The organism is Anabaena sp. UHCC 0187 (assembly GCF_009712035.1).
In the GTDB taxonomy this organism is placed as follows: Bacteria; Cyanobacteriota; Cyanobacteriia; order Cyanobacteriales; family Nostocaceae; genus Dolichospermum.
Map to the genome: position 1 here is coordinate 16,868 of NZ_VILB01000028.1, position 26,670 is coordinate 43,537.

At 38.0% G+C, this 26,670-nt stretch carries 34 protein-coding genes; 26 read left to right on the forward strand and 8 right to left on the reverse strand.

The genetic code is table 11. From position 1 onward, the window contains the following. The first annotated feature begins 215 nt into the window (after positions 1-215). Together FJR11_RS21170 and FJR11_RS21175 are read left to right on the forward strand one after the other, a co-directional pair. The gene (locus tag FJR11_RS21170) at positions 216-464 is read left to right on the forward strand and encodes a hypothetical protein (protein ID WP_168507309.1); all 249 of its coding nucleotides are present in this window, start codon (positions 216-218) and stop codon (positions 462-464) included. Positions 465-467: 3 nt separating this feature from the next. Beyond that, entirely contained in the window at positions 468-1,691 is a 1,224-nt protein-coding gene (locus FJR11_RS21175; protein ID WP_168507311.1) for a murein transglycosylase A, read from the forward strand. Positions 1,692-1,788: 97 nt separating this feature from the next. Here the strand turns inward: FJR11_RS21175 and FJR11_RS21180 are convergent, their stop codons facing one another. Then, positions 1,789-2,658 carry a DUF5895 domain-containing protein gene (locus FJR11_RS21180; RefSeq protein WP_168507313.1) on the reverse strand — a complete coding sequence of 290 codons (870 nt, stop codon included), beginning with the start codon at positions 2,656-2,658 and terminating at the stop codon, positions 1,789-1,791. A 426-nt stretch (positions 2,659-3,084) separates the two neighbouring features. Here FJR11_RS21180 and FJR11_RS21185 point away from each other — a divergent pair, with 426 nt between their 5' ends. Genes FJR11_RS21185 through FJR11_RS21195 form a run of 3 tightly spaced genes read left to right on the forward strand, consistent with a single transcriptional unit; the run spans position 3,085 to position 4,590 of the window. Continuing rightward, the gene (locus FJR11_RS21185) at positions 3,085-3,669 is read left to right on the forward strand and encodes a hypothetical protein (protein WP_168507315.1); all 585 of its coding nucleotides are present in this window, start codon (positions 3,085-3,087) and stop codon (positions 3,667-3,669) included. A gap of 12 nt (positions 3,670-3,681) precedes the next feature. After that, positions 3,682-4,125 (forward strand): hypothetical protein, encoded by a 444-nt coding sequence (locus FJR11_RS21190; RefSeq protein ID WP_174763158.1) that lies wholly within the window; start codon positions 3,682-3,684, stop codon positions 4,123-4,125. Between the two features lie 15 nt (positions 4,126-4,140). Next, entirely contained in the window at positions 4,141-4,590 is a 450-nt protein-coding gene (locus tag FJR11_RS21195; RefSeq protein ID WP_168507317.1) for an HNH endonuclease, read from the forward strand. 67 nt (positions 4,591-4,657) lie between these two features. Here the strand turns inward: FJR11_RS21195 and FJR11_RS21200 are convergent, their stop codons facing one another. Both FJR11_RS21200 and purM read right to left on the reverse strand, forming a co-directional pair. Next, positions 4,658-5,344, reverse strand: a complete 687-nt coding sequence (locus FJR11_RS21200; protein WP_168507319.1) for a PHP domain-containing protein — start codon at positions 5,342-5,344, stop codon at positions 4,658-4,660. Positions 5,345-5,616: 272 nt separating this feature from the next. Then, complete coding sequence (purM, locus tag FJR11_RS21205; RefSeq protein ID WP_168507321.1) at positions 5,617-6,642, reverse strand: phosphoribosylformylglycinamidine cyclo-ligase; 1,026 nt, start codon at positions 6,640-6,642, stop codon at positions 5,617-5,619. 155 nt (positions 6,643-6,797) lie between these two features. Here purM and FJR11_RS21210 point away from each other — a divergent pair, with 155 nt between their 5' ends. The 6 genes from FJR11_RS21210 to FJR11_RS21235 all read left to right on the forward strand — a co-directional run bounded on the left by FJR11_RS21210 (position 6,798) and on the right by FJR11_RS21235 (position 11,630). Then, positions 6,798-7,184, forward strand: coding sequence for a hypothetical protein (locus tag FJR11_RS21210; RefSeq protein ID WP_168507324.1), 387 nt, complete (start codon positions 6,798-6,800; stop codon positions 7,182-7,184). A gap of 12 nt (positions 7,185-7,196) precedes the next feature. Continuing rightward, positions 7,197-8,030: a FecR domain-containing protein gene (locus FJR11_RS21215; protein WP_168507326.1), complete on the forward strand. Its 834-nt coding sequence runs from the start codon at positions 7,197-7,199 to the stop codon at positions 8,028-8,030. Positions 8,031-8,090: 60 nt separating this feature from the next. Beyond that, the gene (locus FJR11_RS21220; protein ID WP_168507328.1) at positions 8,091-9,575 is read left to right on the forward strand and encodes a thymidylate synthase; all 1,485 of its coding nucleotides are present in this window, start codon (positions 8,091-8,093) and stop codon (positions 9,573-9,575) included. A 242-nt stretch (positions 9,576-9,817) separates the two neighbouring features. Beyond that, the gene (locus FJR11_RS21225; protein WP_168507330.1) at positions 9,818-10,387 is read left to right on the forward strand and encodes a dCMP deaminase family protein; all 570 of its coding nucleotides are present in this window, start codon (positions 9,818-9,820) and stop codon (positions 10,385-10,387) included. 34 nt (positions 10,388-10,421) lie between these two features. Continuing rightward, complete coding sequence (locus tag FJR11_RS21230; RefSeq protein ID WP_168507332.1) at positions 10,422-11,144, forward strand: deoxycytidine deaminase; 723 nt, start codon at positions 10,422-10,424, stop codon at positions 11,142-11,144. 48 nt (positions 11,145-11,192) lie between these two features. Then, the gene (locus FJR11_RS21235) at positions 11,193-11,630 is read left to right on the forward strand and encodes an XRE family transcriptional regulator (protein WP_168507334.1); all 438 of its coding nucleotides are present in this window, start codon (positions 11,193-11,195) and stop codon (positions 11,628-11,630) included. On the opposite strand, the gene FJR11_RS21240 is transcribed toward FJR11_RS21235, so the two are convergent. Continuing rightward, positions 11,627-12,163 (reverse strand): P-loop NTPase family protein, encoded by a 537-nt coding sequence (locus FJR11_RS21240; RefSeq protein ID WP_168507336.1) that lies wholly within the window; start codon positions 12,161-12,163, stop codon positions 11,627-11,629. The genes FJR11_RS21235 and FJR11_RS21240 overlap by 4 nt on opposite strands. Before the next feature lie 234 nt (positions 12,164-12,397). Here FJR11_RS21240 and FJR11_RS21245 point away from each other — a divergent pair, with 234 nt between their 5' ends. The 11 genes from FJR11_RS21245 to FJR11_RS21295 all read left to right on the forward strand — a co-directional run bounded on the left by FJR11_RS21245 (position 12,398) and on the right by FJR11_RS21295 (position 20,802). After that, positions 12,398-12,973, forward strand: a complete 576-nt coding sequence (locus FJR11_RS21245) for a nucleoside monophosphate kinase (protein ID WP_168507397.1) — start codon at positions 12,398-12,400, stop codon at positions 12,971-12,973. Positions 12,974-13,076: 103 nt separating this feature from the next. After that, positions 13,077-13,820 carry a ribonuclease PH gene (gene rph, locus FJR11_RS21250; protein ID WP_168507338.1) on the forward strand — a complete coding sequence of 248 codons (744 nt, stop codon included), beginning with the start codon at positions 13,077-13,079 and terminating at the stop codon, positions 13,818-13,820. A gap of 46 nt (positions 13,821-13,866) precedes the next feature. Beyond that, the gene (locus FJR11_RS21255) at positions 13,867-14,640 is read left to right on the forward strand and encodes an MlaE family lipid ABC transporter permease subunit (protein WP_168507340.1); all 774 of its coding nucleotides are present in this window, start codon (positions 13,867-13,869) and stop codon (positions 14,638-14,640) included. Positions 14,641-14,708: 68 nt separating this feature from the next. Further along, the gene (locus FJR11_RS21260) at positions 14,709-15,071 is read left to right on the forward strand and encodes a type II toxin-antitoxin system RelE/ParE family toxin (protein WP_168507342.1); all 363 of its coding nucleotides are present in this window, start codon (positions 14,709-14,711) and stop codon (positions 15,069-15,071) included. 5 nt (positions 15,072-15,076) lie between these two features. Continuing rightward, complete coding sequence (locus FJR11_RS21265; RefSeq protein ID WP_168507344.1) at positions 15,077-15,403, forward strand: DNA-binding protein; 327 nt, start codon at positions 15,077-15,079, stop codon at positions 15,401-15,403. A gap of 290 nt (positions 15,404-15,693) precedes the next feature. Further along, the gene (gene pgl, locus FJR11_RS21270) at positions 15,694-16,416 is read left to right on the forward strand and encodes a 6-phosphogluconolactonase (protein WP_168507346.1); all 723 of its coding nucleotides are present in this window, start codon (positions 15,694-15,696) and stop codon (positions 16,414-16,416) included. Positions 16,417-16,563: 147 nt separating this feature from the next. After that, positions 16,564-17,610 (forward strand): FHA domain-containing protein, encoded by a 1,047-nt coding sequence (locus tag FJR11_RS21275; protein ID WP_168507348.1) that lies wholly within the window; start codon positions 16,564-16,566, stop codon positions 17,608-17,610. Between the two features lie 160 nt (positions 17,611-17,770). Continuing rightward, the gene (gene argB / locus FJR11_RS21280; RefSeq protein ID WP_168507350.1) at positions 17,771-18,667 is read left to right on the forward strand and encodes an acetylglutamate kinase; all 897 of its coding nucleotides are present in this window, start codon (positions 17,771-17,773) and stop codon (positions 18,665-18,667) included. A 162-nt stretch (positions 18,668-18,829) separates the two neighbouring features. Next, the gene (locus FJR11_RS21285) at positions 18,830-19,351 is read left to right on the forward strand and encodes a tetratricopeptide repeat protein (protein WP_168507352.1); all 522 of its coding nucleotides are present in this window, start codon (positions 18,830-18,832) and stop codon (positions 19,349-19,351) included. A gap of 21 nt (positions 19,352-19,372) precedes the next feature. Further along, positions 19,373-20,188, forward strand: a complete 816-nt coding sequence (locus tag FJR11_RS21290; RefSeq protein WP_168507354.1) for a DUF3153 domain-containing protein — start codon at positions 19,373-19,375, stop codon at positions 20,186-20,188. A gap of 206 nt (positions 20,189-20,394) precedes the next feature. After that, positions 20,395-20,802: a hypothetical protein gene (locus FJR11_RS21295; RefSeq protein ID WP_217358255.1), complete on the forward strand. Its 408-nt coding sequence runs from the start codon at positions 20,395-20,397 to the stop codon at positions 20,800-20,802. Here FJR11_RS21295 and FJR11_RS21300 read toward each other — a convergent pair. From FJR11_RS21300 to FJR11_RS21315, 4 genes are all read right to left on the reverse strand, one after another. Further along, on the reverse strand, positions 20,799-21,146 hold the full coding sequence (locus FJR11_RS21300; protein WP_168507358.1) for a type II toxin-antitoxin system PemK/MazF family toxin: 348 nt from the start codon (positions 21,144-21,146) through the stop codon (positions 20,799-20,801). The genes FJR11_RS21295 and FJR11_RS21300 overlap by 4 nt on opposite strands. Continuing rightward, entirely contained in the window at positions 21,130-21,315 is a 186-nt protein-coding gene (locus FJR11_RS21305) for a hypothetical protein (RefSeq protein ID WP_168507360.1), read from the reverse strand. Before FJR11_RS21305 ends, FJR11_RS21300 begins: the two co-directional genes overlap by 17 nt. A 195-nt stretch (positions 21,316-21,510) precedes the next feature. Further along, on the reverse strand, positions 21,511-21,846 hold the full coding sequence (locus FJR11_RS21310) for a DUF5615 family PIN-like protein (protein ID WP_168507362.1): 336 nt from the start codon (positions 21,844-21,846) through the stop codon (positions 21,511-21,513). After that, a complete protein-coding gene (locus tag FJR11_RS21315) occupies positions 21,843-22,067 on the reverse strand; it encodes a DUF433 domain-containing protein (protein ID WP_168507364.1) in 225 nt (74 codons plus the stop codon). Before FJR11_RS21315 ends, FJR11_RS21310 begins: the two co-directional genes overlap by 4 nt. Positions 22,068-22,234: 167 nt before the next feature. On the opposite strand from FJR11_RS21315, the gene acnB reads away from it, so the two are divergent. The 4 genes from acnB to FJR11_RS21340 all read left to right on the forward strand — a co-directional run bounded on the left by acnB (position 22,235) and on the right by FJR11_RS21340 (position 26,647). Next, positions 22,235-24,865 carry a bifunctional aconitate hydratase 2/2-methylisocitrate dehydratase gene (gene acnB, locus FJR11_RS21320; protein ID WP_168507366.1) on the forward strand — a complete coding sequence of 877 codons (2,631 nt, stop codon included), beginning with the start codon at positions 22,235-22,237 and terminating at the stop codon, positions 24,863-24,865. A gap of 88 nt (positions 24,866-24,953) precedes the next feature. Further along, positions 24,954-25,106: a hypothetical protein gene (locus FJR11_RS21325; protein WP_254444815.1), complete on the forward strand. Its 153-nt coding sequence runs from the start codon at positions 24,954-24,956 to the stop codon at positions 25,104-25,106. After that, positions 25,106-25,354 carry a hypothetical protein gene (locus FJR11_RS21330; protein WP_168507370.1) on the forward strand — a complete coding sequence of 83 codons (249 nt, stop codon included), beginning with the start codon at positions 25,106-25,108 and terminating at the stop codon, positions 25,352-25,354. The genes FJR11_RS21325 and FJR11_RS21330 overlap by 1 nt, the downstream gene beginning before the upstream one ends. A 468-nt stretch (positions 25,355-25,822) precedes the next feature. Beyond that, positions 25,823-26,647 (forward strand): restriction endonuclease, encoded by an 825-nt coding sequence (locus FJR11_RS21340; RefSeq protein ID WP_217358256.1) that lies wholly within the window; start codon positions 25,823-25,825, stop codon positions 26,645-26,647. Positions 26,648-26,670: the final 23 nt, after the last annotated feature.

Sequence of the window (26,670 nt, forward strand, 5' to 3'; positions counted from 1 at the left end):
ATAACAGAAGAAAACCACCTCTGTGCTAGATTATCCCAGGAATCTAGTCTAATTGGACTTATTGAACCAGGAATTTCCGTCTTTTTAGCTTAGAAATTAGTATGTTAAAACTTTAAACAAAATATTATCTGAATTTTTAATTTTATGATTCCTCTTTTCAAACTGGTGTAACGTGGTTAACAATGGAGTGAGTGTTTTTTTAGTGGTGTAAATTTATGCCTAGAACTCCAAGCGAATATGCTGTCTTCCTGCTTTTAGACAGTGGACATCGGGAAGAAGTGCGTTTTTCTACCTTTCCAGACTTTCAGAAATGGTACACTAGCGTATTAACTCCGAAGCATGATTCAAATGAGTTTATTAACGTACCGATTAAGAATATTCAAGGTGAATATCTAGTGGTACGTCCAGCTAAGATTGCGGGAATCCGGGTAGAACCAGTTTTTAATTCCAGTATTGAAAGATAAAAGATGAGAAAAAACCTGACTTTGCTTGCCTTAAGCCTGGGAATTGCCTTTATACATCCACTTTCGGCAGTTGTAGCTCAAGTTCCGACTTCGCAGCCAATAACAGTACCAGTTACCCCTCAACTATCACCAGAGGTATTACCACCTCTTCAACCCATCAACTTGGACAATGTTTGTACTCCTCAAAATTGCTTAGGTTGGGATGAACAACTTTGGGGTAAACAGGGGGATAAACAAGCACTGTTAACTTCCATAGATAACAGTTTGCGCTATTTGACAACTAATAGAGCGATCGCTATTTATCAAAGTTACCCAATTAAGGAAATTACCTTAGATCGGGTGCGTCGGAGTTTAGTCCGCTTCCGGCAAATAGTTGTTAGTTCCCAGTCAGCGGCAGAACTACAAGCTGCTGTCCGTCGGGAGTTTGTCTTTTACCAGTCGGTAGGCAACGATGGTAAGGGGACTGTTAAGTTCACAGCTTATTATGAGCCTGTGTATACTGCCAGCAGAGTCAGAACTTCTGTATACAAGTATCCCCTCTACCGTCTCCCCACGGACTTTCAGAAATGGCCAAAACCCCATCCCAAACGGGTTGATTTGGAAGGCAAAAATGGATTGCTAGGGAATAAAAGCAAGTTACGGGGCTTAGAAATTCTCTGGTTTCGTAATCGTCTAGACGCATACATGGTTCATATTCAAGGTTCTGCCCAAATTAAACTAACCAATGGCCAAAAAACATCCGTTGGTTATGCTGGGGGAACTGATTATCCTTGGACGAGTATCGGCAAAGAACTGGCAAAGGATGGCAAACTGCCCCTTAGCGGTTTAACCATGCCCAAGTTAATTAGTTATTTTCGCCAAAATCCTAGAGAGCTAAGTAATTATTTACCCCGTTGGGAAAGGTTTATTTTCTTTGCAGAAACTAACGGTACAGCAGCTACAGGCAGTATTCTTGTTCCTGTAACCGCAGAACGTTCCATTGCTACAGATAAATCTCTCATGCCACCGGGCGCACTGGCACTAATTATCAATTCATTTCCCTATCCTAATGGTCGTGGCAAACTGGAATCTCGTCTAGTTAATCGTTTTGTCTTAGATCAGGATACAGGTAGTGCAATTAAAGGACCAGGAAGAGTGGATTATTTCATGGGATCTGGTCAACTAGCAGGCGATCGCGCTGGTATTTCCGGCGGTAACGGTTCGCTATTCTATTTATTACTGAAATAATAGGAGTTAGGAGTCAGGAGTCAGGAGTCAGGAGTCAGGAGTCAGGAGTCAGGAGAAAGAAGAAAATTTCTCCCCTACTCCCCTGCTACCCTACTACCTAATATGGTGGATAACCAAATTCATCATCATCTGCATAGACATAAGAATTGGTAACACCAGGTGTTTCTACTTTAGAAGCTTCTGGTTTAATAACTTCCTTACCAAATTCTTTATATTCTTCAAAAGTCTTACAAATCATTTCCGACTCAGGGGAATCTGAGGCGATCATATAATCTATTAAAGTTGAGATTGTGGGATGTTTATAATCTACAGTTGAAGCTACCAAGGCAATATTTGGTTCTATACCTCTTTCTTCAGCTTCAATCATGGGGCAAAAAATCCCATGAGCATGGAATAAAGGCCCTTTGGGCGTTACTGGTTTCTTTTGAAAACCAGCATAGGCTTTTTCTAATTCTCCAGCAAAACCGCCAGTAATTCTCCCTTGTTGATATTCAGCGTAATTTTTCCCAAAACTAGCACCGGCTGAACCACTCAGAGTTAATTGCAGAGGTGATTGGTGTAAAAACTTTTTATCTTCACCTACTAAAAAGATCAGATGCCGAGTAAAGGTTTTAAATTTAACTTTATCAGCTAAAAAAGCATCATAATTATCCTTAAATGTCCCTAACTTAATCCCCGTTTCCCGATCTTTTACAGATAATGGCCCACGACGCACAATTACTAGTCTAGGAGTTGTGCTAATAAATACAGTTTCTGTTCCCGAACTAAATTCATGGTCTACCTGTTGCCAATTATCATCTGGTTGAAAACCAACAGCTTGGGCATTATCCCGACTAATTGCTAAACCATAGCTTTGTAAACCATCCTCACCATAGCGAGGATTGATCATTAAACCCCAAGGGAGGACTTGGGACGGTGGGGCGTTAAATTTTTCGTCTTCAAAGTCGAACTTAGCAGATGCTTTCATGATTTTAGAATATCAGCGTGCTTAATTTTATAACTTTATCTTTTGTACCATATTTTGTACCATCTATTTCAGATATCAGGCACTTTCTAAATTAGATTGTAACAATTTCTGTTTAGCTGTTACAGACAAGAATCCAAATCTATTTCCATAAGACACCCCAAAATCCAGAACCAGACTGTTACCATATTGAGTTTTCTCGGTTCTGAGGCTGAAGTATGGTTTTTTAATTACAAAGTCTTATTTAGTAATTTATGAATCAGTATTAATACAGTTGCAATATTCTTGCAAGAACAATTACTTTGTATATATTATACCTGTATAAATTTTATAACATATTGTTTATTGAGATAAAAAGGAAACAGAGTACATCCTAAAATGGGGTCAATTCTGGGACTTATCACGTTGATTAATTTTTGGGGATAACTTATGGCATCAAAGGATCAAATACAAACGACTCTCAAAGAAAAGTATGGTATTAACAAGAATATCAGTCAACCACTGGATAAAGAAGAATGTGAAATATTGCTTAATGTTCTCAATAATGAACCTAGTGCAGTCAAATTAGTTGAATCTTTTGCTGAAAAGAATTCTAGTCTAAGTAAAAATAATCGAAATTATGGCACGCTGCGTTCTCAAGCAGAAAAGAAACTAATATCTTTACAAGCAGAATATCTTGAATTAGAAGGGTCTGTTAATACCCTAGAAGAATCGAAGATAATACTTGATAATAGAAAAAAGCAATTAGAAGAAGAAAGAAAAAAACTCGAAATTGAAATTAAAAGTTTCTCATCTGACAATGAAAATTTAAAAGCTAAAGTTCAAGAATTAAACTCTGATAATGAACAGCTAATTGGAGTAAATGATCAACTCAAGAAAGAGAACAAGGCTTTAAAAAACATAGTTGATGAAATCAAGCTTAAACTAGCTATTGAGATAAAAGGTATGCTGAGATTAGAAGATAGTGAAATTCGTAAAGGATTAGTTAAGTTATTCAAATCAACACTAGGTTAAAAAAATAAGTATATGACTAATAAAAAAAGTAACCAGATAAATTTTAAAGGAATGATTTATCGTGAGGTTCAACGGACTAACTCAAATAATAGAAAGAATCTCCATAAAGAAGATCAAAAACGGTTGAAAGATAATGGATATAAAAATGTTGGTTGGGATAATGTTATTAAACTTTACCAAGAAATTAAGGATTTTTTAGATAAATATCAGTTACAAGATTTAACGCTTGAAGAATTGTTTTTAGAAGCTGACCACATTGGAAATAAATATCTTAGTCATCAGGAGATACAACAATTCAATCAAAAGTTAGCTAAAGAAGTTAATGAGATTGCAGAAGAAATAGATAAGCAGTTTCCTGATACAGAAATTGAAATTATTGATTTTAGTCGGAAAACTAAGCATAAATATACAAAGAATAAAAATAATCAAAAATTATACAGAACTATTAAATTCTAGTGAGAGATTATATATATGAATCTTGAAAATAAAGAACTGAGCGAATTATTTAAGCTTGCTGATAAAATTGGTAAAAAGCGATATCACAAACTTACTTCTCAAGATTTTGAGAATTATAGAAAATTTGATTATTGGAGATATGTTAATGGTGATGCAGAGTGTGGAACAACTGAGGAAAGTAAAGAATGGGTAAGAGATAATTCAGATTGGTACTGTCCGATTTGCGGTGACAAATACTCTGAAAGGGATGGCAAGAATATTGATCACAAGTTACCTCGATCACAATATCCTTGGTTATCAATAGAATTTAAAAATTTATGGGTCATTTGCCGGATTTGTAATCTGGAAAAAAGTGATATGCACTGGTATGAATATGAACATTATATATTTGTTAAATATCCCGATCTTTATCCTGCTGTGAAAGCTGCACGTCCTGGGAAGTTGCTTCAGTCTTTAAGACTATAAATTATAAGTGAAAATATTAACCCCCTGGCTGTGTAAACCAGGAGTTTAAAAATAGGTAAATACAGATTTACAACCTTTGCAGCAAATTTACACCATGTGTATCAGTACCACAAGTATTAAATAAATCGAATTCCTTCGCTAACTGTTGAACTTCCTCAGTTTCCACAAGACTGGGTTTCCAGGGTTTGGGGTTACTGTAAGCGTAGAAAGCCTCAACACCATCAATCCCATTAGCCGCAGCCGCAGGAATGAGGTCAAAATGCGATCGCCTGTACCGGGCTGGGTGAGCCAGTACCGCTAGTCCTCCCGCTTGGTGAATCGCTGCAATCACGTTAATCGCTTGATAAGCCTTACCTACACTGGGCATTCTTTGTAAATAAGGCTTCATGCTGGGATGTTCTGACTCAAAAGCATAAGCCAGAATGTGGACTTCAATATCTAGCAGATTGGCATTAATTTCGACACCACTCCACAGGTATGGAGTATGGGTATCAGGATTACTCCACTTCCAATCTTCTAACCAAGCATGAGCAGCCTGGTAGCCACAGATACTGTGATGATCAGTAATTGCTAGACCTTTCAAACCAATTGCGATCGCTTGATTCATTAACTCACTCGGTTCTAGTTTGCCATCCGAGTGAACCGTGTGCATATGAAAATTAAATAAATTGGGACAACTTTGTGCATCAATGCGTTGGAATACTTGCTTTAGTAGTTCCTTTGCAACAGTAGTCCGGGCAAAATTTACAACCATAACCCCTCTACACAAAAATTACATTCTTCTCAAAACACCAACACGCCACATTTATAAATGAGATATAACCAATACCGCTAACTAGTAAATACAGATACTTCCTCAACTGCACCAATTGATTTTTGCAATATGTTAAGACTACGTTAGCAAATATCTACGCTGACGGCGATGAGTATTTTTGATTACTTTCATCAAGAGAATTTGAAATTTGTGTATAGGTTGTTCTCATCTCCCCATATTTTCCCTACCCAGCCTACCTTTTACCCCTATGATCACAACAAACCGACTAATTCACCCGTACCCTCTATCACTTCACCAATCACATGAGCAGGGATATCCTGAGATTGAAAATGAGTAATTACCTGTTCTACTTGCTGGGGTGGAACTAATAACACAAAACCAATACCCATGTTAAATGTATTATACATAGCTTCAGCACCGACAGAACCAGCCCCAGCTAACCAATGGAATACAGGGGGAATAGTCCAACTGTCAGGGATCATTTTAATTGATTGACTCTTACTTAAACATCTAGGTAAATTTTCTGGTAAACCCCCACCAGTAATGTGAGCCATACCATGAATTTCTAAACCTGATTGCAACGCTGCTAAAACAGATTTTACATAAATGCGTGTAGGCGTGAGGCAAGTCTCCCCAATAGATGCTCCATTTAATAACTCTGGGGTATCAGTCCAAGCAAAACCACCATCACTCACAATTTTGCGGACTAAGCTCAAACCATTACTATGGACACCTGCACTAGCTAAACCTATAGCTACATCACCCACTTGCACCTGAGAGCCATCCAGCATTCGGCTTTTTTCCACAATTCCCACACAAAAACCAGCCAAGTCATATTCACCAACTTGGTAAAAACCAGGCATTTCTGCTGTTTCTCCCCCCAGTAAAGCCGAACCTGCTAATTTACAACCCGTAGCTATCCCCGCTACCACCTGGGTTAATTGTTCTTTATCTAATTTACCTGTAGCCACATAATCTAGAAAAAACAGCGGTTCTGCACCAGATGTCAACACATCATTAACGCACATCCCCACCAAGTCTATGCCAACAGTGTCATGACGGTTGAGAATTTGGGCTATTTTCAGCTTTGTTCCCACACCATCTGTTCCCGAAACCAAAACTGGCTCTTTGTAACCTGTGGGTAGTTGAAAGCAACCACCAAAGCCACCCAATCCCCCCAAAACCTCTTTTCTGAAGGTGCTGTGAACCAAATTGCGAATTTGGTCTACAAAAGCTCTACCAGCTTCAACATCAACGCCTGCATCCCGATAATCCATGCCTAACTACACCGTTATCAATTCATAACTTTAGGTTATTATCATCACACAATTTAGGTACTAAACCTTTTTTTGATAATATGTGATAAATCAAGGTTAACTATTATATCCTAAATAATTTAGAATTGCTATATAAAAAAACTTGGTAAATTTAAGTGCATAGTTATCTAATTGCAGGAATAGTCACAACTATTTTGTGTTTGTGGCAAGCTGCTTTACCCGATAAGGGTTGGACACAAGCACCTCGCTGTATTCCCAAGACTCTCCCAGAAGTCAGCAACTCCCTAAATAGTGTCCGAGAAAGTAATATTATTGTGATTGGTAAAGTTCCCAATCGGCGATATGTGGTTATTGTTCCTGGAGAATCAGAAAAATTATTAAACACTGTGAGAAGTTATGCTGCTGACGCATTTCTCACACGCCATAGGCTTGGTTCTTATATATATGCGGGAGGATCAACCAAAAGAGGGGAAGCGGAATGCTTGTCCTATGTGTTGAGATCCTACGGGCTAGATGCCAGGGTTGTCTACTTTCGTAAATAGGAAAAATAGAAAATGAAAATAGGGTGGACTGGTAATTTAATATTGGTATTACTGGGGCTAATTAGTACCATTAATGCCTCAGTGGCAAATGATCAATTACAGGTTAAAATCAATCGCTGGATAGAAGTACGTCGTACTACTGGTCAAGTTACCTACTCCCGTGGACAAACATTGCAACCAGCCCGTAAAGGCATCCGACTGCAATCAGTTGGGGATACAATCAGTACAGGATCTGGTTCTAGCGCTGAACTAGCAATTGATATAGGAACCGGTTCAATTAAAGTTTCTGAAAACACCAAGATCAAGATCAGCAAACTGCAAACAGGAACTCAAGGTGGACGGGTTACAGAACTTCAGGTAACAACTGGACAAGTTCGGTTGCAACTGCGGCCATTAAATAATCCCGCTTCTCGTGTGGAGATTCACACTCCTGCGGGAATAGCCGGGGTGCGGGGGACTACATTTGGTGTCAGCGTTCAGGATAATGGCATAACGGGTGTAGCCACTCAAAAGGGGAGTGTGGCTACCACTGCTCAAGGACAGACAGTGTTAGTAAATGGTGGTTTCCAAAATCTCACCATTCCCGGAGAGCCACCTTCAGCGCCCATACCGCTACAGGAAGATACCCGTTTGAATATCAGTAAACTCGCAGCTAATGGTAATCAGGTGCAAATTATTGGTACTGTTGATGCAGTCAATCTCTTGATCATTTCTCAACAACGTCAAAACATTGATCCCAATGGCAAATTTGATATTACTGTTCCTTTACCCCCTAACCGCAGAGTCAAAGCTGTTGTGGTGACACCTCTAGGAAAACAGCAATTATATGAGTTAGCAGTTCCCTAGAACCACAAGCTGGATGCTAAAATAATTAAGTTTTATTTTTAACCAACAACAATAACAGAAATGGGTCAACTTACCCAATTTAATTACACCGCACAGCACAAGCCCAATCAGTTAATTTACGGAAGTGGGCAAACCGCCGTGATTACAGGGTGGATGGTGAAGCAATCTGTAGCTAAACATCTACAATCAAATGAATATGCTGTAATTGGACAGTTATACTCACCTACCAGGGGTATAAACTTACTAATTCGCAATTTGTTGTTAAATCCTCATGTTCGCTATTTAGTCATTCTCAACGCCACCAAAGAAGATAAAAATGCTGGTGCTTGTCAATGCTTAGGCGATTTTTTCCGTCATGGTGTGGAAGAAAATATTAGTGATGCTGGGCGAAAATCTTGGGTAATTCGTTCTCAAATTCCTGGTTATATTGATATTGATATTGATATCAATGCTTTGGAAAAACTACGGCATTCTGTAGAAATTCAAGACGCTATATCAATTTCTGATGCTGTCGAAAAAATTCAATCTTACGCCCAAAAAGAAACAATTGCACCTTGGGGAACACCTGTAGAATTTCCCATGACTACAGTTGAACCAACGGTTTTACCTGGAACACGCTATGGACATAGAATTGAAGGCAAAACCATCGCGGAAACTTGGGTAAAAATCATTCATAGAATTAAAACCACTGGCACAATTAGACCAACTGGTTATGATGGCAAATGGCAAGAATTGATAGATTTAATGGCAGTTGTCACCGACGAACCGGAAGATTTCTATTTTCCTGAACCCAATTATTTACCAATTGATAGAAGTTTTTTAGAAGAATATATTTCTCAAATTTTAGATGATGCACCAAATCGAGAAGGAGTAAAATACACCTATGGGCAACGTTTACGTTCTTGGTTTGGACGTGATCAAATTGAGCAGGTCATTGAAAAACTAATTGGAGAAATTGATGCTGCTAGTGCAGTCATGACTTTATGGGATGTGAAAGATCATGAAAAAGGTGGTAGTCCTTGTTTGAATCATATTTGGTTGAGAGTAGTAGATAACGAATTATCATTAACTGCTATTTTCAGAAGTAATGATATGTTTGCAGCTTGGCCAGCTAATGCAATGGGATTAAGGTCTTTGCAAAAACATATTAGAAATGAGATTTGTCAACGTTCTCAATATGACTTGAAGCTAGGACCATTGATAACTCTGAGTCAGTCTGCTCATATTTATGATGATACTTGGAGTAACGCCGAACAACTGATTAAAGAACAATATTCTGCAATTTGCAAAAAATTAGATTACTATGATCCCGCAGGTAATTTCTTAATAGAAATAGCAGAAGAAAAGATAGTTGTTACACATACAACTCCTGGTAGTGGAGAAATTGTTGGTTGTTATTCTGGGAAAAATCCTTTGAAATTAATCAAAGAAATTTGTGCTGTAATACCAGCAATACGTCCAGATCATGCAGGATATTTAGGTATAGAATTGCAAAAAGCAGCAAATTGTCTTAAAATTGACAAGCCATACACTCAGGATCAATAACCACCAACAAACAACCATTTTAGAAATGGTTGTAGAAAATTATGGTCATTCTTTTTTACGAAACAGGTAAGCGGATATCAAGATTTATTCTCGGTATTCCTGATGTAATTGCTGAAATTCAATTTAATGACTATGAAGATGCTTTAAATTAGTTAAAAAACGTTTGATTAAAGTGGAAACAATAGCATTTAAGATTTTTGTTCTCAGCAAAGCAGTATAGTAAACTTTACAATTGAAACATAATGCAAGATATTTCCTTATCTGACGAATACCATCAAAGACCAACATGGGATGAATATTTCCTCATGTTGGCTAAATTAGCAGCAACTCGCTCAACTTGTCTTGCTTTTCCAGTGGGCGCTGTAATTGTTAAAAATAAGCAAGTCGTAGCCACAGGTTATAATGGTTCACCGTCAGGTTCGGCTCATTGTACAACTCAAGGATACTGCTATCCAGGTTTAAATAGCTGTGATGCTAGTAAAACACTACCATCAAGGGCTGTACACGCGGAAGCAAATGCGATTGCTCAGGCGGCAAAGTATGGTATATCTACAGATGGATCAAGTATATACGTAACGTTAGAACCTTGTTTATCTTGTTTAAAGTTAATTATCTCCGCTGGAATCAAAGAAGTATTTTATGAAACTTCCTTTAACAGTGGAGAAAAAGCTTTAGTTAGAGATTCCTTTGTTAACGAAGGTTTAGTTAACATTCATCAAGTTCAGCTTTCTGAGTCCATAGCAAAAAAAGCATCATCATCTCTACTTTGTTCTACCTCTATGAGTGATGTTGACATAGTACAGAAATCATAAACTTACAGAAAGAGTTCTATTTACCATATTGATTATGTTAAGTGATGCCGATATTAGAAACCAACTGGAAGAAAGAAAGAACACCCCAGATAAAGGAATTGCGATAGATCCTTTTGAAGAAAAGTCTTTGACTCCTGTTGGATATGATTTGAGAGTAGGTAGAAAAGGATTTTCTTGGAAGAGTAAATGTGAAATTAATATTCAACAGGAGGGAATTATTGAAATTCAAGCTAATGATACAGTAGTGATTGAGACATTAGAGAAAATTAGTTTGTCTAAAGAAGTCGGAGCTACTATACACGCAATGGTATCAAAATCTGTTCTGTACGGTTTATCTCATATTTCCACCACTATAGATCCAGGTTGGACAGGAAAACTATTAATTTCAGTTAGCAATTATCGAGATAGTTCTGTAGTGATTCGATTTCAAGATTCTTTTTGTACAGTTTGCTTTTACAAAGTTGAATCTGAAGCAAAAGTACCTGGTTTTAATCGTCCCGATAGAGATGATATATGGGAAAGACTGCTAATCATAGCTCAAGAAGAAAAAGATAGACAGACAAGAGAAGGTGAAATAAAGAAAGCAAAAGAAAAAATTGAGAACAGAAATCGTATTGGCTTGATAGTAGGTTTTATCTTAATTGCTTCTTTTTTCGGTCTTCAAATTTCTTTTAAAGATCCTGCATTAGGTGCATCTCTAGCTGCTTTTCTAGCCGTTGTCAGTCCTAGTATAATTGAGCTATTAAAACGAAAATGAATAGTATTCTTAAAAACTAATAATAGAGCTTGTTTACCCTTGACAACTATGAATAAGAAAAAACTGCGTATATACATTTCTGGCGCATTAACAGGTATTGAAAACCCAACAGTAATCAAAGATTTTTATGTTGCTATTGGGTTACTTTGTGAAAAAGTGGGATTTCAAGCTTATGTTCCCCACCTCAATACTGACCCTCTTAAACATCCTAATATCACTCCTAGCCAAGTTTTTCAAACTGATAAATCTCAAGTTTCTCAAGCTGACTTAGTTATTGGTTATATTGGCTATGCTTCAATAGGAGTAGGTATGGAACTTGCCTATGCTGAAACAAACTCTATACCTATTATTCTCATATATGAAACAGGAAAAACAATATCAAGATTTCCTCGTGGTATTCCTACTGTCTTAGCGGAAATTGATTTTCAAGACTATCAGGATGCCTTAGTTCAACTTGAAATTGCTTTAAAGAAATGGAATACTTAAGGTTGATGACTGCGACGAATTTCTGTAATTTGATCTGCCACATCTAAAAGAGACTTGGGCATTTGAGAACCTGTGAGAATAATATCAACATGAGGGGGACGCTGAGAAAGAAACTCTAAAACCTCAGTTTCCGGAATTAAACCGAAATTAATCGCTAAACTCAACTCATCTAATACCAGTAAAGAATACTTACCTTCATTCACTACCTTTTGGGTATGTTGCCAAAGTTGTTGCAAAGCTTGGTTTTCCGCTGCGTCCAAGTCTGAATTATTAATACAACGGGGCAAATCACAACGAATCCAATCTAAATGTTGTCCCATTTGGGTAGGTCGTTCATGTCCTTGACGAATACCACCTTTAAGGAACTGGACTATTAATACTGGTGTACCTTGTCCAGCAATTCTCAGCGCTTGTGCCATGACGCTCGTAAAAAAGCTACGCTCAGGACTAGTAAAAACTTGCACTAGTCCTTCTACAGAATATGGTAAGCTGAGAGTCGAATTTAGACCTGGGGTTTCTAGTTGGGCAACCATAAGGCAAAGTTTAAAAACTCACTATAAATTTAATGACTTACAATTAAATGCAACTCTTTGCTGATAGCAAAACATATAGTTATCATACAGCAGTATTTGCAAGTAAAACCGCCTTGATGTTTAGCTTTAAGTTTCTAACTGATTTGGAGATATTTTTTTCCCCAAATGATTTAGGATTGCTATAGCAAAATATATTCAAAAATAGGGAATTTTATATATGAGGGTTAAGTTGTGGTGAGATTAGTGATTTTAGGGGGTTCTGGGGCAGGAAAAAGCACTCAAGCCCACAGGCTTGGTAAGTTTTTTGATGTTCCTTTGGTTTCTACCGGTGAAACTTTACGAGAAGCCATATATGGAAATAGTCAGAATAGTGCCTATAGTGAATTAAATGATTTAGTTATGGAAGCTAAACCTTATTTGGAACAAGGGGAATTAGTTCCAGATGAAATGATGATTGAATTTATTAAGGTCCGTCTTAAGCAAGCTGATGTCAATGATGGTTGGATTTTAGAAGGTTATCCCCGAACGGCTTTTCAATGTGAAGAATTAGATTTTTTGTTAGAAGATTTAGGACAAAATCTTAATTGGGCAATTTATTTACAAGTTTCCGCAGCAGTCATGGTTAATCGTTCTTTAGGGCGGTTACTTCCTGATGATCAACCGGAAATTGTCCAGCGGCGGGTAGAGTTATTTTATGACCGCACTATCCCCATTTTAGAATATTATGATCGGCGGCGGCGGTTATTAACTATTAATGGTGATCAATCTCCAGAACAAGTACAGCAAAATATTTTGACTTTATTAGGTTAATTGATAATGGGTGATTGGTAATTGGTAATTGGTAATAAATAGTTTTATTGCTATTACTCAGTTATTCTATAAGGCAGTAAGCAAAATTCAAAAGGCAACTTCAATGACTTGGCAACGTCCTGACGGGAGAACCCCCTGTGAACTCCGTCCCCATAGTTTTTATCCTAATTTCACCCGCTTTGCACCTGGTTCTGTTTTAGCTAAATGTGGTGATACTCAAGTTCTGTGTACTGTGAGTGTGGCTGAAGGAGTACCTAAATTTCTCACTGGCAGTGGTAAGGGTTGGTTGACGGCTGAATATAGAATGTTGCCCTCTGCTACCCAGAAACGCCATGAACGGGAATTAATGAAATTGTCGGGCAGAACACAGGAAATTCAGCGGTTAATTGGGCGGAGTTTAAGGGCTGCATTGGATTTTGAGGCTTTAGGAGAACGGACGCTGACTGTGGATGCAGATGTATTACAAGCGGACGCAGGAACGAGAACAATGGCAATTACAGGGGGGTTTGTGGCTTTGGCTCATGCTATTTCCCAATTATTGCAGCAGGGAGTTTTAGAGCGATCGCCTTTATGTGGACAAATAGCAGCAGTTTCTGTAGGCTTGTTGGAGGGTGAACCATTTTTGGATCTTAACTACGTTGAAGATGTATCCGCAGATGTGGATTTCAACGTAGTCATGAATCATAAAATGGGAATTATTGAAGTTCAGGGAACAGCCGAAGCAGGTAGTTTTAGCCGTCAGCAGTTGAATCAAATGCTAGATTTTTCTGAACAAGGTATCCAGCAATTATTAACTGCTCAAAGAAATGCAATTAGTGATTGGAATACTTTGTTTATTGAAGGTTAAGTTGTCATAATTCCCAAGTACCAAAATTCAATTAGTGGCCGTAAACTTGCAACCAAAAAGAAATTTAGAACAATCTTGGATCATTCGCTGTTTGTCAGCATTTTTGTTGTTCGGTCAAATTCTATTGCATTTCCTGCGCGGAAAAACCTACTATCGCAAGATATTAGAACATATGGTGACGGCAGGCCCGGCTTCTATTTCTCCAGTCTTGCTAGTTAGCGGTTTTGCGGGGATGATTTTCACTATTCAAACTGCTAGGGAATTAGTGAGATTTGGGGCTGTAGATAGTGTTGGAGGTGCATTTGCTTTAGCATTTTGTCGAGAACTAGCGCCGATTTTAACTGCTAGTATTATCGCTGGACAAGTTGGTTCAGCTTTTGCTGCGGAATTAGGGGCAATGCGGGTGACGGAGCAGATTGACGCTTTATATATGCTCAGAACAGATCCGATTGATTATCTAGTTTTACCTAGAGTCATTGCTTGCTGTTTAATGATGCCTGTAATGATGATTTTTGCGGTAGTTACAGGTATCATGGGTGGGGCTTTTGCGGCTGCACAATTTTATCAAGTTGTTCCCGAAACATTTTTAGAATCAGTGAGAGAGTTTTTATTACCATCAGATATTTTTATTATTTTACTTAAAGGGTTAATTTTTGGGGCTATAGTTTCTGTTAATGGCTGTAATTGGGGACTGACAACTCAAGGAGGTGCAAAGGAAGTGGGAGAGTCAGCCACAACAGCAGTTGTTACTACTTGGGTGGCAATTTTTATTATGGATTTTATCTTGGCTTTGCTATTGTTTGAAAAACCTATCTTGTAATTTTAAGTTTATTTATAATACTGCTTGACGCATGGTAACATATAAGTTACTATAAGTTTGCCTCTATTATGAAAGTTGAAGAATATCTTAGAGAAGATGGTTCAAGTCCTTATCAAGAATGGTTTGATGGATTGGATGCTCAAGCTGCTGCGAAGGTTACTGTTGCTAAGTTTCGTCTGGAGTTAGGTAATATATCAAATGTTAAATGGTTTGAGGGAATTGGTGAATATAAAATTGATTGGGGTCCAGGATATCGGATTTATCTGGCTCAGGATGGTAAGGAACTTATAGTATTATTAGGTGGGGGAACAAAGAAAAATCAGCAATCTGATATTAGTCATGCTAAAGAGTTGCACCAAGAGTATAAAAAGCGGAAAAAAGAAGTTAATAGAGACCCAGAAACTGACAACAAAAATAGAGAGAAAAGGTAGTTATTATGGCACTTACTAGAGATTTCAAAGAAACTGTTAATGCACGAGTGCAAAAAGATTCTCAGTTTACAATAGCTCTACTTGATGAAGCTATTTTCCTCTTCCTGAATGGTGAACCAGAAACAGCAAGATTGATTTTGAGAGATATTGTTAATGCAACGGTAGGTTTTGAACAATTGGCAATTGAAACGTCTAAACCTAGCAAGAGTTTACACCGGATGTTATCGGCAAAAGGTAATCCAACAATGGATAATTTGACTGCTATTTTGAATGTTTTGCGGAAAAAGCTGAATATTGATATCAATGTTCAAACGACAGTTATTTCTTCTTAAAGATTTTATTTATTGTTTTTGTCTAGTAACTTTTGAGGAAATATGAATAAGCTCGTCTGTTTTGTTTATTTACCGATGTATTCTTTATTCTCTCAAGAATCCGCTGCGGTGATGATCAGCGATTAGTACAACTGACTACTGACAACCAACCAAAAATAATGGTAAAGAAGGTGGAGGACGATAATTGATGGCTTAACTTGACGATATTAAAAATTTCCAGAGTTAAATCGGAAAATTGTCAGAAGTTCGCTATGGTATTGCCAAGAAACAAGCTATGTAATGATAATGCCATGAACAAAACTGTTGAAGTCCTACCAGATGTATCGGCACTCGTCCAACGGGCGCTAGAATTGATCCTGTCGAAAGTGGAAACTGCTATTAGCGAACGGGGGCAATTTACAATTGCTTTATCAGGTGGCAGCACACCAAAACCGTTGTATGAAGCCATAGCTAATCAAAAGTTGCCCTGGGATAAAATTCATGTATTCTGGGGAGATGAGCGTTATGTCCCAGCAGATCATCCTGATAGCAATGAACTGATGGCGCGACGGGCATGGTTAGATCAGGTTGCACTTCCCCAAGCTAATATTCATGCTATCCCCACTTTATCTGCTAACCCAGAAGTGGATGCAGCTAAGTATAACCAGCATCTGCAAACATTTTTTAATTCTGGATCGGGAGAGTTCCCGGCATTAGATGTAGTTTTACTGGGAATGGGTGATGATGCCCATACTGCATCTTTGTTTCCCCACACGGAAGCTCTCAAGGTATGCGATCGCCTAATTACTGTTGGTAATAAAGATGATAATCTTCGCATCACTTTTACTTACCCATTTATTAACGCGGCTCGCAGTGTGATTTTTTTGGCTGCTGGTGCTAATAAAAGACCAGCCTTAGCCCAAATTTTCGCACCTGTGGCAGATGATTTTACCTATCCGTCTCGGCTAATTCAACCTCAAGGAGAACTTTACTGGTTGCTAGACGCAGCGGCTGGTTTAGAACTCAAACACTAACTATGATTCTTGAGATTTAGATGATTAAGAATCATCACCAATGATCAACTTGTTCTCACTCTAAGTAATTTTTAGCATTAAAAGCTAAAGTTACTTATGTGCTTGTCAGTAATATTTTTACAACGACCTTCACTAAGGCTTAAATCCATGATCGTCTGTCCTAACTGCAATCATCCCAACCCAGACGGCGCTGTTCAATGTGAAGCTTGCTATACGCCGTTACCAGCTACAGCTAGTTGTCCTAATTGTGGAGCAACTGTACAGTCAGATGCCGCTTTCTGTGGTCAATGCGGTTATAATCTGCATTTTCGCACCGCTGCCACAGTTGCGCCAACTGTTACTCCTAATATCCCTGTACAACCAGCCCCATTGGTCACTCCTGACCTAATGATACAACTGTTGCAGCCCGATGCCTTGGGCATTGCGACCCCTGTTAACCCTCCTGTTACTTCTAACGTACCGCCAACAGCAGTGGTAGTCCCTGCACCTGCACCTGTAGCTGTAGTTCAGGAACAAGCCGTTTATGTTCCTTCCGTACCTGCACCTGTAGCATCAGAACCGGAAGTTTATATTCCACCTGCACCTGCACCTGTAGCTGTAGTTCAGGAACAAGCCGTTTATATTCCTTCCGTACCTGCACCTGTAGCATCAGAACCGGAAGTTTATATTCCCCCTGTGCTGACACCTCCACCCGCACCTGTAGCACCAGAACCAGAAATCTATATTCCTTCTGTACTGACACCTGCACCCGCACCTGTAGTTGAGGAAGAGGAAGCTTATATTCCTCCAGCTTATGTACCCCAGATAGATCCCCTGACAATTCCCCCAGCACCACAAGCCAAGGTGGCGAACACCCAATTACAACAGGTAGTGGCGCGGTTGTTCTATGTTCAAGCTAACCAAGAAATAGAATTACCACAAAATCTCTCGGTTGTTCATATTGGTAAGCAGAATGATCGAATTCCTCCAGATATTGATGTTTCTGGATTCGCTAATTCCGAAATTGTTTCCCGGATTCACGCAGATATTCGGATTGAGGGAGATGCTTGTTATATAGAAGATGCAGGTAGTTCTAATGGTACTTACATTAACAACTTACCTCTATTACCTGGAAACAGACATCGCCTCCGTCCAGGCGATCGCATCAGCTTGGGTAAGGGCGATTTAGTCACTTTCTTATTTCAACTCTCTTAGAAATAGGGAAAAGGAAACAGGGAACAGGGAATAAATATTTCCCCCTGCTCCCTGCCCCCTGCCCCCTGCCTCTTACTCCCTCTGCTATCATCACAACAGCTTATTAACTCTAGTTGCTAGTTATCTCATAAACTAGATCACTAGCAACTTGGGTAATAACATGATTAATGATACAGAATATATCAGGCAAGCTGAAGCTAATCGCGTAGAAATTCTCAGCGAAGCACTACCTTACATTCAACAATTCGCTGGTCGTACCGTTGTGGTTAAATACGGTGGCGCAGCAATGAAGGATAGCAACCTCAAAGATAAAGTTATTCGTGATGTGGTTTTTTTATCTTGTGTGGGCTTGCGACCAATTTTAGTGCATGGTGGTGGTCCAGAAATTAACAGTTGGTTAGGTAAATTAGGAATTGAAGCACAGTTTAAAAATGGTTTGCGCGTCACTGATGCAGCTACAATGGATGTAGTGGAAATGGTGTTAGTTGGGCGCGTGAATAAAGAAATTGTCGCTTTGATTAACCAAGCTGGAGGAATGGCTGTAGGGCTTTGTGGTAAAGATGGGAACTTAATTACTGCTCGTCCTCAAGGTGATGAAGGGATTGGTTTTGTCGGGGAAGTCAGTAATGTCAACATCAAAATTTTAGAAACACTTGCTAGTAATGGCTATATTCCCGTTGTTTCCAGCGTTGCTGCTGATGAAACTGGACAGGCTTATAATATTAATGCGGATACGGTAGCGGGAGAAATAGCCGCAGCTTTGGGAGCAGAAAAGTTAATTTTGCTGACTGATACCAGAGGAATTTTAAAAGATTATAAAGACCCTTCTACTTTAATTCCCAAAGTAGATATTCGGGAAGCGCGACAATTAATTACCGATGGTATAGTCAGTGGAGGAATGATTCCCAAGGTGAATTGTTGTGTGCGATCGCTTGCTCAAGGAGTCAAAGCTTCACATATCATTGATGGCCGGATTCCCCATGCTTTACTGTTAGAAGTGTTTACAGATGTGGGGATTGGGACAATGATTCTTGGTTCTCATCAGTCGAGACAATAATCGGGATTGGGGAAAAATTACAGCAGAATTAATTCGGAAGGGTTTAGCAATGCTAAACCCCTACACGATTCATTGGTAAAATTTCATTTACCTGCAATCTGCTGTAAGTTAAAATTCAAGCTATTGAGTAACAACTGACAACTGACAACTGACAACTGACTAATGACTACAGAAAGTTTAGAACTCGCCAAATCTCGTTATCAAATTGGGACAACTGCTTTTGAAAATGGTCAATATCGGGAAGCTGTAGAAAATTTAGAAAAAGCCAGCAACCTATTAGGAAAAAATACCCGTTTTGCTGGGGAAGTAGAAATTTGGTTGGTGAATGCTTATGAAGCTGCGGGACGTTCGGAAGAAGCGATAAATCTTTGTCAACAACTCGGCCGTCATCCCCATTATGAAGTTCGTCAACAAGCAAAACGCCTACTCTATATTTTAAAAGCACCCAAACTTAACAGACCAAAAGAGTGGATGACAGAAATTCCCGATTTTGGGATAACTTCTGATAATAAATCCAAAATAGTTGTCACTTCCCAACCTAAAAAAACTACATCTAAACAAAAACCTGTTGAACGAGAATATATTGACTTGAGTACAGTCAATACTAGAGATAATAATTTTGTTTGGGTAGCTTTAATTGCTGTTGGTTTAACAATTTCCTATTTAGTGTGGTTGAGTTTTTAGTAAATCAGGAGAAATTTAGTCATGAATGGATTGACTTTCATTAAGGTTATATCACAGTTAATGAAATCTGTGTTTTTTTTAATTAGCAAAATTGTAAAATTTACCAAAATCAAACCTATTGTCTTGATGGTAATATTTTCTTCATTACTATTATCTGGTTGTGTAAAGTATGATTTAGGAGTCAACTTTAACAGCACTAATAATGGTGAATTAGTACAACATATTCAGTTATCGGAAAAAATCGCTATTTTTAGTAGTGATTATCTATCGCAATGGTTAAAAACTTTAGAACAACGAGCGCGAACATTAGCAGGTTCGACAGAAAGAGTTTCCGCGTCAGAAATTATTGTCAAAATTCCCTTTACCAGTGCGAAGGAATTACAAGAAAAATTTACTGGCTTTTTCAATACTCAAACCTCTGAAGATAGTGATGGTTCGGAACTATCTAATATTACTTCTACTTTAGTGGCTGAAGATACGAATTTTTTCCTATTATCTAGAAATCATCTAGTTTATGATTTAGATTTGCGTTCTTTGGCTATGCTGACTACTAAAAGTGATAGTTCTCTTGTCAATTTAGACTTTAGCTTACAAACACCTTGGGGAATTAAGAATATTGAAAATGATGAAAATGCCATCCAACCAGAAAAGCATGGTAATCAACTGATATGGAGACTTAAAGCAGGAGATATAAATCATGTAGAGGTAGTTTTTTGGTTGCCGAATTTTCTGGGAATTGGGACTTTGTTAATTATTGGATTTGTGTGGTTGGGATTATATCTGAGATATACGTTATTACCAAATCCGAGTATTCAGTTAACCGCAAAAGAGTTGTAAGATATCAGAATTTAGGATTTAAGAACTTATAGTAGGGTGCGTTAATGAAATATAACGCACCTATTGTCTGAATCAGGATTTCCAGGATTTAGGGATTTTCAGGATAGGTACAATCTTGGTTATAATTAAAAAAAGTTTTATACATTTAAAAACAGATGAGGATTCAGCAGATACTTGGGATATTATGTATTGGTTTATCCATTGTTATGGTCGTTAAGCTACCTAACAAAGATGTAGACATTTTGACTTGTAATAGTTCATTGACATTTAAAGGATGTAAAGTAGACCGTTTTAGTTGGAGAGGAGAAGAAAGAGTATTAATTTCTACTACTGATTTACGTAAAGCTGGTGTTGAAAGAAGAAAGTATAAGAATCAGAAGTCAGTTACTTACTTACTAATGCTTGATACTGACAATGAGAGCTTTCCAGTGAGCTATAATGGAGCTATTGAAGAAAAAGAGAATCTGGCTGATCGCGTAAACAGCTTTATTGAAAATTCTCAAGATGCTGGTTTCTCAGAAAAAATTGAGCAAACTCATTGGGGAAAGTGGTTGGTTGCTCCAATAGTAGCTGTTTTAGGTATGATGGGAGTTGTTAATAAACAAAAACTTTAATCACCTAAATTAAGAGATATTTTCAAAGCTAAATTGGCTTTTCCCATTAATTCTGATGATAAGATACCTAATCTTTGCTGAAAAACAGATTTATTCACAGTTGCTATTTTATCTGCTCTAATTAATGAACTTTTTTTGAGTCCAGTTTGCTTAAATTCATTATTTTTATCAGAGACTAAAACCCAAGTTTCTCGTAAATCATCATCTGGTATTTTAGAGAAAATTCCTAAAATAATTACTTCATCTCGATGAATAGCAATAACTAAAGCAGGTCTAAGTTTATTACTAGTTAAATCACTAAAAGGGAAAGAAACTAACCAAATTTCATTAATTTTCGGTTTCATTATTATAAATATCCTCTTCTGGATCATTCCATTCATCAAATCCTGTTTCTGCTAGTTTCATAAACTCTTTTATTTCCAGAGCTTTTCTAATTTCTTCAATTAATTCATTAATTTCTTCTACAGGAAATTGTAGAATCATTGCTTTAATTTCTTCTTGTCTAACATTCATGAGTTTAAATTCCTTTTTGCAATCAACTATGGAATTTCTCTTGTAACTATAATAACTGAGAATAAAAATTATATTCAAGATCATAATCTATAAATTGTTTGTTTCTGACAAATTCGTTTACCAGTAACTCCTGTAACAATTCCTTTACAACTAAATGCTAAAACTTGCTCAAGGCTGCAAAATTTAACTTATATTTCACCTATACAAAGCCAAAATACCAGTATTTTGATCTTCAGAAAAAGATAAAATAATTTCGTAGTTATTTCTCAGCATTAATTCTATAGTTTTAGTTGCACAATTTCCTGAACGAATCCAAATAACTTTAGGTGGAAAACCTCTCAGAATTGATAATTCATTAAAATCCGCATCTTTGGTAACAATAATATAGTCTTGATTTTTGGCAATCTCCCACACTGTATAATCTGATTCTTTATCTAATTGCATTAAATAAAGATGATTAGAATCAGGATAAAGATCAGCCAAAGAATTAACTAAACTGGGTGATAAATTATGATCAAAAAGTAGTTTCATGAATTAACTAAAATGGTTTGACGTTCACGATCTGCTGCATAACTGAGACAGGCTAAAATATCTTCTTTAGTTAAATAAGGAAAATCGGCTAATATTTCTTCAAAAGTCATTCCTGATGCTAAATAGGAAAGAACATCATAAACAGTAATTCTCATACCTCTAATACAAGGTTTTCCGCTTCTTTTTCCAGGTTCTATGGTAATAATATTTTTGTATGACATCATGAACTCCTTATCAACATTATTACTTAGTTAATGTAAACTTTACTTCTTAAATTATAATCTATAAATTGTCTATTTCTGACAAATTCGTTTACCAGTAACTCCTGTAACAATTCCCTTACAATAAAATAAAGAAAGCAAGACATTACAGGATCAGAATCTAAACCATGCTACAAGAATATCGTCAACAGGTTGCCGATCGCACTCAACTGGGTATTCCTGCCTTACCATTAGACGCACAACAAACATCAGCATTGTGTGAATTACTGAAAAATCCCCCTACAGGCGAAGAAGAGTTATTATTAAATTTATTACAGAATCGCATTCCCCCCGGAGTAGATCAAGCTGCTTATGTAAAAGCTGGGTTTCTGACTGCGATTGCTAAAGAAGAAATTACCAGTCCTTTAGTTTCACCAATTGACGCAGTAGAATTACTGGGAACAATGATTGGTGGTTACAATGTTCAATCCTTAATTGACTTACTCCAAGTTTCTAGCAGTTCTGTATCAGAATCTTCAGAAACACCCTTGGTCATGGGAGGAGAAGGAAGAGAACAAATCGCCGCTTATGCAGCCAACGCCCTCAGCAAAATCATGTTGGTGTATGATGCTTTCCATGATGTTTTGGAATTGTCGAAAACCAACCCCTACGCCAAACAAGTGGTAAACTCTTGGGCAGAAGCAGAATGGTTTACTTTGCGTCCCACATTACCAGAATTTATCACTGTTACCGTTTTCAAAGTTCCCGGAGAAACTAACACCGACGACTTATCACCGGCAACCCACGCTACAACCAGACCAGATATTCCTTTACACGCTTTGGCGATGTTGGAAACTCGTCAACCAGGAAGTTTAGAAACCATTGCAGAGTTAAAGAAAAAAGGATTTCCCGTTGCTTACGTCGGTGATGTCGTGGGTACAGGTTCTTCGCGCAAGTCTGCAATCAATTCTGTATTATGGCATTTGGGCAATGATATTCCCTTTGTGCCAAACAAACGGGCAGGAGGTTATATTTTAGGAAGTGCGATCGCTCCAATCTTTTTTAACACAGCCGAAGATGCCGGTGCATTACCCATTCAATGCGATGTCAGCAAAATGGAAACCGGTGACGTGATCACCATTTATCCCTACAAAGGCACGGTTCTCAACGCCGCAGGAGAAGTAATTTCCACCTTCAGCCTCAAACCTGACACCATTTTAGACGAAGTTCGCGCTGGTGGACGCATTCCCCTACTAATTGGGCGTACCCTCACCGATAAAACCCGTCTAGCATTAGGTTTAGCACCCAGCACATTATTTATTCGTCCTCAAGCCCCAGCCGACAGCGGAAAAGGCTACACATTGGCGCAGAAAATGGTCGGGAAAGCCGCTGGTTTACCGGGAGTACGTCCGGGAACATCTTGCGAACCAATCATGACTACAGTGGGTTCTCAGGACACTACAGGCCCAATGACAAGAGACGAATTGAAAGAACTCGCTTGTCTCGGTTTCAGTGCAGACTTAGTAATGCAAAGTTTCTGTCACACAGCCGCATATCCCAAACCTGTGGATATTAAAACCCACCAAGAATTACCCGACTTTATCTCCTCCCGTGGTGGCGTGGCATTGCGTCCTGGGGATGGTATCATTCACTCCTGGTTAAACCGAATGTTGTTACCCGACACAGTGGGAACAGGGGGAGATTCCCATACTCGCTTCCCGTTAGGAATATCCTTTCCTGCTGGTTCTGGGTTAGTAGCCTTTGCTGGTGCATTAGGTGTGATGCCTTTAGATATGCCAGAATCAGTTTTGGTCAGATTTACAGGAGAATTGCAACCAGGAATTACATTGAGAGATATTGTGAATGCAATTCCTTATGTGGCTATGCAAAAAGGTTTGTTAACTGTCGAGAAGCAGAACAAGAAAAATGTTTTCTCTGGCAAGATTTTGGAAATTGAAGGTTTACCAAATTTGAAAGTTGAACAAGCTTTTGAATTAACCGACGCTTCCGCAGAACGTTCTTGTGCTGGTTGCACAATTAAGTTAAGTGAAGAAACAATTGCGGAATATTTACGTTCTAATATTGCGCTTTTAACTAATATGGTAGCACGAGGTTATAGTGATGCCAGAACTATCATGCGTCGTGTAGCAAAAATGCAAGAATGGTTAGACAATCCAGTGTTATTATCTGCTGACGCTGATGCGGAATATGCAGAAATAATTGAAATTGATTTAAGCCAAATCAAAGAACCAATTGTTGCTGCTCCCAATGACCCAGATAATGTTAAGTTATTATCGGAAGTTGCTAATGATCCTGTACAAGAAGTATTTGTCGGTTCTTGTATGACAAATATCGGACATTATCGAGCAACTGCGAAGGTTTTGGAAGGTGCTGGTGAGGTAAAAGCTCGGTTGTGGATTGCGCCTCCAACCCGCATGGATGAACACCAATTAAAGGCGGAAGGTGTTTATGATGTTTTCGTAGCTGCAAAGGCGAGAACTGAGATTCCAGGATGCAGTTTGTGTATGGGAAATCAGGCGCGAGTTGATGATAATACAACTGTGTTTTCTACCTCGACTCGTAACTTCAATAATCGCATGGGGAAGGGCGCTCAAGTGTATTTAGGTTCGGCGGAATTAGCAGCAGTTTGTGCGTTGTTGGGAAGGCTTCCTAATGTTCAGGAATATTTGGATATTGTGGCAGAAAGAATTCATCCTTTTGCTGATGATTTGTATCGCTATTTGAACTTTGATCAAATTGCTGGTTTTGAGAATGAGGGAAGGGTGATTAGTAAGGAGGAACAGGCAGCTTTGGTATAATGTAATTGGGGTGAGTCTTGATGACTCACCTGAATGTTATCATTTATATTTTATGGGGAAGAGTCATTTTAAGAAAGCAATATCATCTTTGGAATCTCGTATTGCTGAACACAACGAAAAAATCAGGCTAGAATTAGAGAAGGATTTTCCAGATCCAGGTTTGATTAATCATTGGGAAAAGGAAATCAAAGCTTTTGAACAAGGGATAAAACAAGCGTTAAAAAGATTGGGGAAAAACTAATGACACTCGCAAAATTCAAAATTAGCAGTGAAAACTCAACTCTTAATCAGTTACTAATGGAATTACAGGAAGAATGCCAAAATGTGATTTCTTTGGTTAATCAGTTACAACTTTCTGAATTAAGCGATCGCCAAAAGGGTAAAATACTTTCAGAATTACTGGTAGCTTCAATTCATTTACATTCCCATTGTGATGAAGATTGGCAAAATTTGATTTCTGATGAGTTGGAAACTTTAGCAGATGATTAGTGGAGAAAATCTTATGAATAGAAAGAGGTTAAAACATGATAGAATTACATCCTGAATTTTTAACTAAAAATGGTCAAAAGCAATTTGCTGTTTTACCTTATGAGGAGTTTTTAAAGATTAAAGAATGGTTGGAAGATTTGGAAGATTGAAGAGATTTGAGAGATGCTAAAGAAGAAGAATAAGATAGTCTTTCTGTATCTTTAGAAGATGTAAAAAGTATGTTGTTAATGTTATTAAATTGTTGGTTTTGAGGTATAGTAACAATTTAGTGCCAGAATTAACTTAGATTGCAATTTAGTGGTTTAGTAAATTTTGGTATAGTGTTTTAAAATATGGTGTTATCAAGAACAATTCTTTATCTCTCCTACCCTTAACAAGATGCAAATAAGACTTACTCCACACTTCACACAACTAATTTCAGATGCAGCTTTAAAGTCATTCTGGCGGAAACCAGCTTTAAGGAGTTTCTTGCAACAATGTGGTGTTTCTGAATCATTATTGGCAACATGGCATGGAGATGAAACAAAAAGAGATTTTTTATCTCGTCTTTTTCCAAAACTTCATGAATCCGATGCTGGTCAGCAAGTTGTTGTAAAAATAGCTTATTACTTAATGGAGCAGACAACTTTCCCAGACCTCAAAGGCTGGGAAGACAGTAGCAACATGATCCAAGATGCTTATACTGCTGTTGAGCGATTGAAGGCTTTTTATAGAGAGCAAAAGGAACAAATCGAAAAAGAGATATCTCAAGAGGAGTCTCAGAAACTTTTGAGAGAATACCAAAAAAAGATTGCAGAGTCACAACAAAGCCTGGAAAAGCTTAATGAAGGGCTAAATAATCTCAGTAAGGAGCTTGGAACGCAAGGAGCAGGATATAAATTTCAAGATTGGTTTTACGACCTTATGAGATTTTGCGAGATCATTCATAGGAAACCTTATGTTCAAGATGGTAGACAAATTGATGGCTCAATTACAGTGAAAGATACGACTTATCTTGTTGAGTTAAAATTTACGAGACCACAAGCTGGCGCACCTGATATTGATATTTTCCGTGGGAAGGTAGAGACCAAAGCAGATAATACAATGGGAATCATGGTATCTATATCTGGGTATTCATCTGTAGCCATAAACGCAGCTTCCGGTAATAAAACACCATTACTTCTTTTTGATCATGGACATTTATACTTGTGTTTAACAGGGATCATGAGTTTTGGAGATGTAATTGATCGCCTAAAAAGAAATGCGTCACAAACAGGCAGAGCATATTTGAATGCAAGTGAATTTGGTTCTTAAAAATGCGATCGCATCCCTCCAAC